General features: G+C 41.5%; 6 protein-coding genes and 1 pseudogene. All 7 read right to left on the reverse strand.

All coding sequences use genetic code 11. From position 1 onward, the window contains the following. Positions 1–10: 10 nt before the first annotated feature. Positions 11–1,393, reverse strand: a complete 1,383-nt coding sequence (locus M2470_RS08815; RefSeq protein WP_280744688.1) for a S26 family signal peptidase — start codon at positions 1,391–1,393, stop codon at positions 11–13. A gap of 32 nt (positions 1,394–1,425) precedes the next feature. Then, positions 1,426–2,142, reverse strand: a complete 717-nt coding sequence (dapB, locus tag M2470_RS08820) for a 4-hydroxy-tetrahydrodipicolinate reductase (protein WP_280744466.1) — start codon at positions 2,140–2,142, stop codon at positions 1,426–1,428. A gap of 213 nt (positions 2,143–2,355) precedes the next feature. Further along, positions 2,356–3,222, reverse strand: a complete 867-nt coding sequence (locus M2470_RS08825; RefSeq protein ID WP_280744465.1) for a helix-turn-helix domain-containing protein — start codon at positions 3,220–3,222, stop codon at positions 2,356–2,358. Between the two features lie 4 nt (positions 3,223–3,226). Further along, entirely contained in the window at positions 3,227–5,587 is a 2,361-nt protein-coding gene (locus M2470_RS08830; protein WP_280744464.1) for a VCBS repeat-containing protein, read from the reverse strand. 17 nt (positions 5,588–5,604) lie between these two features. Continuing rightward, on the reverse strand, positions 5,605–6,333 hold the full coding sequence (locus M2470_RS08835) for a hypothetical protein (RefSeq protein ID WP_280744463.1): 729 nt from the start codon (positions 6,331–6,333) through the stop codon (positions 5,605–5,607). Between the two features lie 320 nt (positions 6,334–6,653). After that, positions 6,654–8,153, reverse strand: a complete 1,500-nt coding sequence (locus tag M2470_RS08840; RefSeq protein WP_280744462.1) for a PKD domain-containing protein — start codon at positions 8,151–8,153, stop codon at positions 6,654–6,656. 16 nt (positions 8,154–8,169) lie between these two features. After that, positions 8,170–8,604: pseudogene (locus tag M2470_RS08845) on the reverse strand (hypothetical protein); the annotation flags it as partial.

An 8,604-nucleotide genomic window follows, 5' to 3' on the forward strand; every position in this document is an offset into this window, starting at 1 on the left:
AAACTATGAATTAATGTACCATCCTGAACAGGCGGTTCCAGCGGATACCTCCGTCGAACAAGCTACGGTCTTTGTCCAATGAAAGCCAGATAAGGATAGGCTTACCTACTACGTGGTCTTCAGGTACAAATCCCCAGGAGCGGCTATCGGCACTTTTGTGTCGGTTGTCTCCCATCATCCAGTAATAGTCATATTTAAAGGTATAAGATGTTTCCTCTTTCCCGTTAATGAACACTTTGCCATCTTTTATTTCCAGCTCATTGTTCTCATAATTACGGATACAGCGATGGTAGAAAGCCAGGTTTTCTTTTGTCAGTGAAATAGTTGCACCTTTCTTGGGTATCCATAGCGGACCGTAGTTGTCTCGTGTCCAACCTGTATGGTAATCAACAGGATAGATGAGGTCAGTTCCCCCGAAAACATCCGGTTCGATAATGATTTTCTTTACGATTGGCAGTTTTTGGGCAATTTCCAATGTTTTTTGGGTAAGCGGAAAGTGGTATACCGGATTATATTGTCCTGAAGCGGTGGGTGTGAAGCCCAGAAACGACAAGGTCTCGGCAGAGGATGCCATCATACGATCTTCCTTGCTTACATTCAGCAGGCGGAACTGTTCTTCGCTCAGCGAGCCGTCTGTTTCTACAAAGTAATTCATCTGCATATGTTCCGGATTCTCGGCGGCTACCCCGTTGATATATACCTGATTGTTTTGTATAAACAGGCTGTCTCCGGGCATACCGATGCAGCGTTTTACGTAATTTTCCCGTTTGTCTACCGGTCGATAAATCACCTCTCCGAAAGCGGCCTTATTCAGCTCAATCGCATCTCTTCCGTATTGTGCCAACAAACCGTAGAAGTCGGGGTTTTGCATTTTCAGGGCTACCGTATCACCGGCCGGAAAATTGAATACTACAATATCGTTTCGTTTGATTTCTCCCAAACCTGCTACCCGTTTGTATCCCCAGGATGGCCACTCCAGGTAGGATTTGCAATCCAGGATAGGGAGCGTGTTTTGTACCAGTGGGAATGACAGGGGAGTATTAGGTACCCGAGGACCGTAACTGAGTTTGCTAACAAACAAGTAGTCGCCTACCAAAAGCGATTTTTCCAGCGAAGAACTGGGTATCTGGTAATTCTGAAAAACAAAAAGGTTGATCAGATATACGGCGATCAGGGCAAATAAGATATCGTCTACCCATTCCAAGGCCTTACGTACCGATGGGTTCTTAGATTTCTTCCATCCTCCCCAGGGGATTATTTTGGTCAGAAATATATCTACCAATACAATCAGTCCCAGAAGCAACCAGGCATTTCGCATCCAGATTGTGAAAAGGACATACAGAACAGCCCAGATTCCGAATTTAATCCATTGTGTTTTGGGAATTTCGTTTATTTTTATCATGGGGTAGAGATTTGTAATCAATATTAAAAAGTAAATATGTCATCCATGGTCAGAAAGCCTTTTTTTCCGGCAGTAAACTCAGCAGCTACTACAGCACCCAAGGCCAGTCCGGCACGGTTTTTTGCATGATGTTTGATTGAAATATAGTCTACATCCGATTCGTATACAATTTCATGTGTACCGGGTACTTCTCCTTCGCGGATAGAACGAACACTTATGTCTGAAGGGCTGGCGGCATCTCCCAGTGTCCAGCTTTTCTTGCGTGTTACATTGTCTAGTATGCCTTCCGCCAGCGTGATAGCAGTTCCACTAGGGGCATCCAGCTTATGAATATGATGTGTTTCTGTGAGGTTTACATCATAAGCCGGGAAACGATCCATAACTTTAGCCAGGTATTTGTTCAGTGCAAAGAATATATTTACTCCGATACTGAAGTTTGAAGCATAGAAGAATGTTTGCCCTTCGTCTTTACACATCTTCTTGACATCCTCTAAACGATCCAGCCATCCCGTAGTGCCGGATACTACCGATACACCTGCGGCAAAACACTTCATATAATTATCGAAAGCCGTGTCGGGGGTTGTAAACTCAATCGCTACATCTGCACTTTTAAAAGCCTGCGAATCAAAATCATCTCGATTATTTACATCTATTATAGATACAATGGTGTGTCCTCTTTCAACGGCAAATTGTTCAATGGTCTTCCCCATCTTCCCATAGCCGATAAGTGCTATATTCATAACGTTCTAATTTTGGCACAAATGTAACTATTTCAATTATGATACGCAACATACAATGTGCAGAACAGAACACCAGGCAGTCAACACGATTTACTAAAAGCCCCTTTATCCTCCCTTAAAAAAATGAGAGGGATACCTTCACAGGCCTCCCTTCTCCATAGACTAACCTTAAATTAACTTGGCGTTAACTTAAGAAAGATAAGATTTCTTCTTTCACGCCTTGCGGCGTGAGGCATTTCGTATTTTTAGCGGGGAAACCCCGAACTGTTCTTTGCAGAAGCGGCTGAAGTGTCCGGCATAGTGGAAACCATGTTCCTGCCAGATAGCTTCGAGGGATTTTTCTTTTTCTTCTTTCAGGCTGAAATAAATATGCCCGGCTTTCTGCTTCAAGAGCCATTGGTAAGGGGAGAGTCCGAACTCTTCCTTGATCCGGCGGCTGAAGGCGCGGCTTTCCATTTCCAGCAAGGCAGCCAGTTCTTCTACTCGGTTTACATTCCGGTAGTGGTGCAACACATCCAGCCGGAAAGTGGGGTCGCTACCTACCAGCGGGTAGAGCAGACTTGCTACTTCCTGTGTATTGTAAAAGGCTTGCAGCGAGAGGAAAAACTCCTGATATTTTACTCTTTGCAAGTCTAAATTGTCTATTCCTGCGTTAAAGTATCCCAATAGTAGAGTCAGGAATTTCTGCATTGGCTCGCGCAGAGGGATGGGTTTTAAGGTATATTCCATCTCGCTGGCAGCATGGTGCAAATCTGCCATATAGGGACCATTATAGTCTGCCGGAAGGCTGTAAAAAGAGAAGCACACCAGCTTACATTCCGACAATGCTTTGCATTTTACATTTGCCCCCAGGGGTATCAATATACATTCATTAGCCTGTATTATCTGCTGTACAAACTGGTTACAGCTCACCTGTAGGCTTCCTTCCATAAGCAATAATAGGTGGTTATATTCCCGTCCGGCGGGAGCATACAAGGCATCGGCATTCAGGTTTAGTAACCTGAAGCCTTCCGCCTTTAGGAAAAGGTTTTTATTCGTTTTATGACAAACTGATATATCAGACTGCATTCTATTTTCCATCTTATTAATAGCCCATTACGGAGATGTTATGGTTTACGGGTAATCTGCAGTTACGTACTCTAACCTTTGATGAAGCACTTGTCATAGTTTTTGTTTTGTCTGCATTTATCAGCACACGATAGTAAGTTATACCATGCTTTAGGTTTGTTGGAGTATAGCTCTGATTTGTTCCTGCAGGGATATCGGCCCACGTAACGTTATCTCTGCTCGATTGCCACTGGTAGGTAGCTGATGGGAGTGTGAGGCTATATGTCAGTTTACTTACGTCATTGCCTATACAAATATCTTGTTCGACAGGATCAACATCGATAGGATTAATACTACCGTAAATTTGGCTTTGTGAATCATCACAGACTTCTTGATGATTAAGTCCATCCCCTTTATCATTTATTTTTAATATGATAAAATTGTGCGGAATCCAATTATTCTTTGAAAATTCGGGAATAGTGAATGTCAGGTTTACAGTTTCACCTGCTTCTATTATATTGGTATATTCATAAGTGTGCTTAGGTGATCCTCCCAGCATGTCTTTATAGACTGATACATAAAATGGACTTACAAAAACGCCTTCACCACTGTTTGTTACTTGAACGGTTACAGTCAGATCATCACTCTGTTCGTTATAGTTGAATGTAGGTGTCCCTGTAATTTCTCCTTTGGGTGCCAGCCATATAGGCATACCGTTCGTATTGAGCATAGTCTGTTGTTGCAGGAAGTTATTGAAAGGGCGTACATCGTCAGAAGTCCCTAATACACCATCATCGCCTGGAAATACTGTTGCCGGATTAAACTGAACTTTCGGTATTGTCAGGTCTTCATTTACATTTATAGCATTATAGGCGTTCGTATTCCATACGGTGCGAGCCGGAGCCCAAGGATTTTGATCGAGATCGCCTGACGAAAACACATATAAATGCCCACCAAATATCCAGGAATTATTATTCTCATCTTTTTTTTGGGTCGCACCTGTTACAAGAATGTTGGCTTGCCCATCCCCGTTGATATCAGCAACAACCGGTTGCTCGTTTATTGTAGGAGAAAATAAATTTTCGATTGTTGCTAAAACCCTCTGACTCTCTGTAAGACCGGCACGACCGTCTATAATTCTCAGGTTATCTTCGTCTCTGTAAATCAGCTGAGCATAGCCTGTCTGATTAAAGTCAAATAGTGTCAAGGTAGTTGAACCGGATTCATCTGCTGTTGGCATCTCCCAGAACAACTCCAACTGTTTAGTCGTTGTGTTCAATTTATATGCACGAAGAGTCTTATGTGCGCAAACAGCTATTTCAGGTCGTCCATCCGCGTCTATATCTCCTACAAATGGTACTGATATTCCGAATCTTAGTTCGGCGTGTGGGGCAGTTGGTAAATCATTTACCATGTTGTCATGCATAATTTTACCAGTTCGGGGATTGTAAACATAAATCGAATTTTTATTAGATAGTACTGAATTTCCTGATACTACAACATCTAACTGGCCATCCATATCCATGTCTATCAATGCTGTGCCGCCATCCCATATATCAACTCTTGAATCGGCATTTCTTAACAACTCAAATTTATTGGAAGTACTAGCGGAGGTCGGGTCTGCAATGGTTATTTCGTAAACACAATTGCCACCTACTAATTCCAATTTACCATCACCATCAATATCTCCGGCTTGCATTGCTGACATATAACTATTAGCGTTTATAGGATGTCCCGTTTTACCAAAGGAGTTGCCTAAAGTACCAGCACTACAGAGAAGGACACCCGTTACAGCATCATAAATTTTATCGTAAACATTAACTTGAGCACGTCCATTATTGCTAAAATCGGCAACAATAGGAACTCCAGAAATGAGTAAGTTATTGGTGGAATAAGTCTGTTCCCATGATTTGATAAATTTTTTCGAAGTTATATCAAAATCGTATTTGTATAATTTTTTATTATCTGAGCAATAAAAAATAGAGGCATATTTGTTTCCGTTTACATTTGCGATAGTCAAACTACCGATAGGATAGTAGCTACTCGGTATACTGATTGAATATTTAAGATACAAAGCTTGGGTTTGCTTATTAAAAGCATAAATATTAATTTTCTCAGACCTCTCAACAGTCAAGCCAGTAGCGGCTCGCACCAGTATTTCCATTTCACCATCACCGTCGATGTCTCCGGTTAAGGGAGTACTACACACGTGAACCGGATTATTGCCAGGTGACTTTGCCACTGCTTTCATTGACCATTGTGTTGCTGTTGGTGTTATAAAGCATTCTGTGTCTATAATATTATCGGGCAGTTTTTGATCGGGCAGCAATGTTTGTGCTTGCACCAAGCTGCCAGACAGCAGAAAGACAAATAATAAAAATATAATCTTCTGTTTCATATGTTTGCAAATTAGCTTCATTTGATTACAAATACCACATTGAGGAATGAAGCGGGACTGGTGATTTGTGACTTCACTTTGTAGCTTAGCTTTCCTGCAGTGCTAACAGTTACGTTTTCAATTGTATTTGGGTCGTAATAGGTTACTACATAATCCAGCTCATTTGCCGCATATAAGGTACCTGCCGCTTTTGAAGGTATCTTTGCTAGCGAAGCATTACTGCTTACAAAGCTAGTATTACCTGTCTGGGTAAACTGTCTTACATACTCTGCATACAGGTCTATCTGGTCTGTTTGTCCTACTGCTTTGAGTGGGATGTTGAACGAAGGGATGTAGAAGTACTTTTCGGCAGCGGTGGCATCACCTCCTCCGGCTCCTATCTGTGCCCACTTGGCACCGTCCCATACGTAGACTCCTTTTTTAAAGTCGCCTGTTGTGGTAAGGTTATACACTACCAGTCCGGCATGCGCTGCCTTAGTAGCAGCTTGATTGGTACTATTCCATTCGGTATCGCTGGTACCGATGAAAGGCTGTAAGGTAGTTGTAGACACTAAGTTCACTCTTGGCAGACCCAAGCCTCCTTTGGTGGACGTTACATTCGTAGTTGCATCGGCTGCCTGGCTTTTGATTTCCAGCAGCGCTGCTTTGGCCGGAGCTACGTCCGAGCCTACCGTTACCTGTCCGTAAGCCGATCCTATTCCGGCCACAGCTACAAGCAGTAAAACAAGTTTCAATTTCTGTATCATAATCTATTTATTTTATTTTAAAAATTACACATAAAAAAAGCGTATAAGGCTTTCTTTTAATTGGCTTACACACTTTTATAGAAAGACAAGAAATCCGAAAGGACTTGTATTTCCTTCACAGCCTTATTGTGCTGAAACACAGCAGGGTGTAAGCCAATATGTCAAAGAATGTTATTTTTCTCATCTGGATGAGAACTTTTTCTCATGCGGATGAGAATTTTTTCTCAACGGGGTGAGAATTTATTCTCATCGGCATGAAACTTTTTTCATTACGTCAAAACAGGGTGAATATTAACGAACTCTTTGTTAATCGTTCACCATTAATAAAGGTGTATATTCGGATTTACCGGCATAACGCAAGGGTTGATAGGTACTTGCAAGACCTTTATTCTGTCTGTTATCGGATTATTACCGGCATAAGGTATAACTGTAAGGGCATACGTTCCCGGCTTCGTATATTTATGTGTATAAGAGTATTGGCTACTGCTTATATTTGTATCTTCTTTAACAGTACCGTCGCCAAAATCCCATACAATTTTTGTTATTTGTGATTCTATTCCTGAAATATTAAGTATAGTAGTAAAGGTTAAAGCCTCTTCACTACATATCGGGAGTGTTTTGTCGACAGAGATGGAAACACTCCACCAACTTGGAGAGAAAGAAGGAAGTCCCCATTTACTAGATGTGCCACCTTTTAAAACATTAGCTCTATATAGTTTAAGATTGCCATACTCTTCAGGGTTGTCTACAACGACGAACCCAGAACCTGCAGTTGCCGCATAAATTCGCCAATCAGGCCCTAACTGAAGAGCGTAGACATTAGAGATATTATAGATTAACGGTTCGGTAGAAATGTCAGCAAGTAAATTGGCAAAGTCATAAACTTTCAATGATTTTACATTACCAACATATAAGTATTTTCCGGAAGGAGAAAAGCTCACACCATAGGGGTATATGGAAATATTGCTACCATCATACTCTACTTTTTTTACATTGCTAAAAACGCCTGTTGCTGTATCAAATTCACCGAAAACAAGATGCTGATATGCAGCTGTAGCCCATGCAAAATATTTTCCGTCAGGCGAAAAAGTTATATAAGCACCAATAGTTTTAAATGTATTTGTAAAAGGCATGGCAGTTGTAACGGGAGTAGAGGATACGCCGCTTGCACTCACCAACCAAGCATTCAGATAAGTAGGACTTATATCCCTACCGGCAGCTACTACCCAATAATCTTCTCCATTGGCATGTTTGACAGAAGTAAGTACCTCTCCTGTTTTCCCTAAATGTCCTTGAAAAAGATTATTTTTAGATATCACATCTCCCAATGGAGCAGTCGTCGTTCCATTTCCTTCGGCCCTCATATCTACTATTGAATAAGATAAATTATTATTAACATATTCTGATACAGTAACAACTATATATTGATCGATATGTCCTGGAAAGGGTATGATAATACCTGATTGAGCTGAAGAATGATGTCCGGTTAATCCTGTGCCATTTGGCATTTCCTGCAAAGAGTTATCCCAGATAGTCATTCCATCAGAAAAACAAAGTAAGTTTCCATTAGGATCTGAAAGCGAAAAGCTCCCTTCAACTAAATTTATAGGTATTGTTAATTCAGTCGGATACGGGGTCGGAAGCCCATGTAAAGTCGCAGTTTCCGTTCCACCTATTCCTAAGCAACCCATAGATTGGGTTGTATTCCATGTTACTCCAGCATTTTCTCCAAAAAACCAGTTGTTAGCTTCTTTCTGTGCCTGTCCGGAAAGGGCGATAATCGAGAGCAGACAGGCTATATATATTATTCTGTATTTCATATTATTGATTTTTGATTTATTCTTTAACTACAAACACAATAGTCATAAACGCGGTGGGTAATGGGTCGGTATCAAGTACGTTGTACGTCATAACGCCCTGGTTGGTTATTGAGTTTACCGTTACCACGCTGGCATCGTAATTCACCACTACGTAGTCGAGTTGTGTCCGGGTATAAAGCGTTCCAATCTCAGGTGCGGGGACAGTTGTTACCGATGAATTACTAGTTTTGTATAAGGTAGTATTCAATGACTGAGTAAATTGCTTTTGGTATTCGGCATAAAGGTCGAAGGTCTTGCTGCCTTTCGCATCCATGGGTAGGTTAAAGGCAGGCATGTAGAACCACTTTTTACCGCCTCCTGAGCCGCTATCGGCTCCTTCGGCTGCTTCTGTCCACTTTTCTCCATCCCATACATAGATGCCTTTTTTGAAAGGGCTTGTTGTGGTGAGGTT

The organism is Parabacteroides sp. PH5-46, assembly GCF_029892785.1.
Taxonomy (GTDB): Bacteria; Bacteroidota; Bacteroidia; order Bacteroidales; family Tannerellaceae; genus DFXE01.

Coding starts and splice junctions, on each gene's coding strand:
- dapB (WP_280744466.1), bottom strand. CDS start 2,142: ATGAATATAGCACTTATCGGCTATGGGAAGATGGGGAAGACCATTGAA.
- M2470_RS08825 (WP_280744465.1), bottom strand. CDS start 3,222: ATGGAAAATAGAATGCAGTCTGATATATCAGTTTGTCATAAAACGAAT.
- M2470_RS08830 (WP_280744464.1), bottom strand. CDS start 5,587: ATGAAACAGAAGATTATATTTTTATTATTTGTCTTTCTGCTGTCTGGC.
- M2470_RS08835 (WP_280744463.1), bottom strand. CDS start 6,333: ATGATACAGAAATTGAAACTTGTTTTACTGCTTGTAGCTGTGGCCGGA.
- M2470_RS08840 (WP_280744462.1), bottom strand. CDS start 8,153: ATGAAATACAGAATAATATATATAGCCTGTCTGCTCTCGATTATCGCC.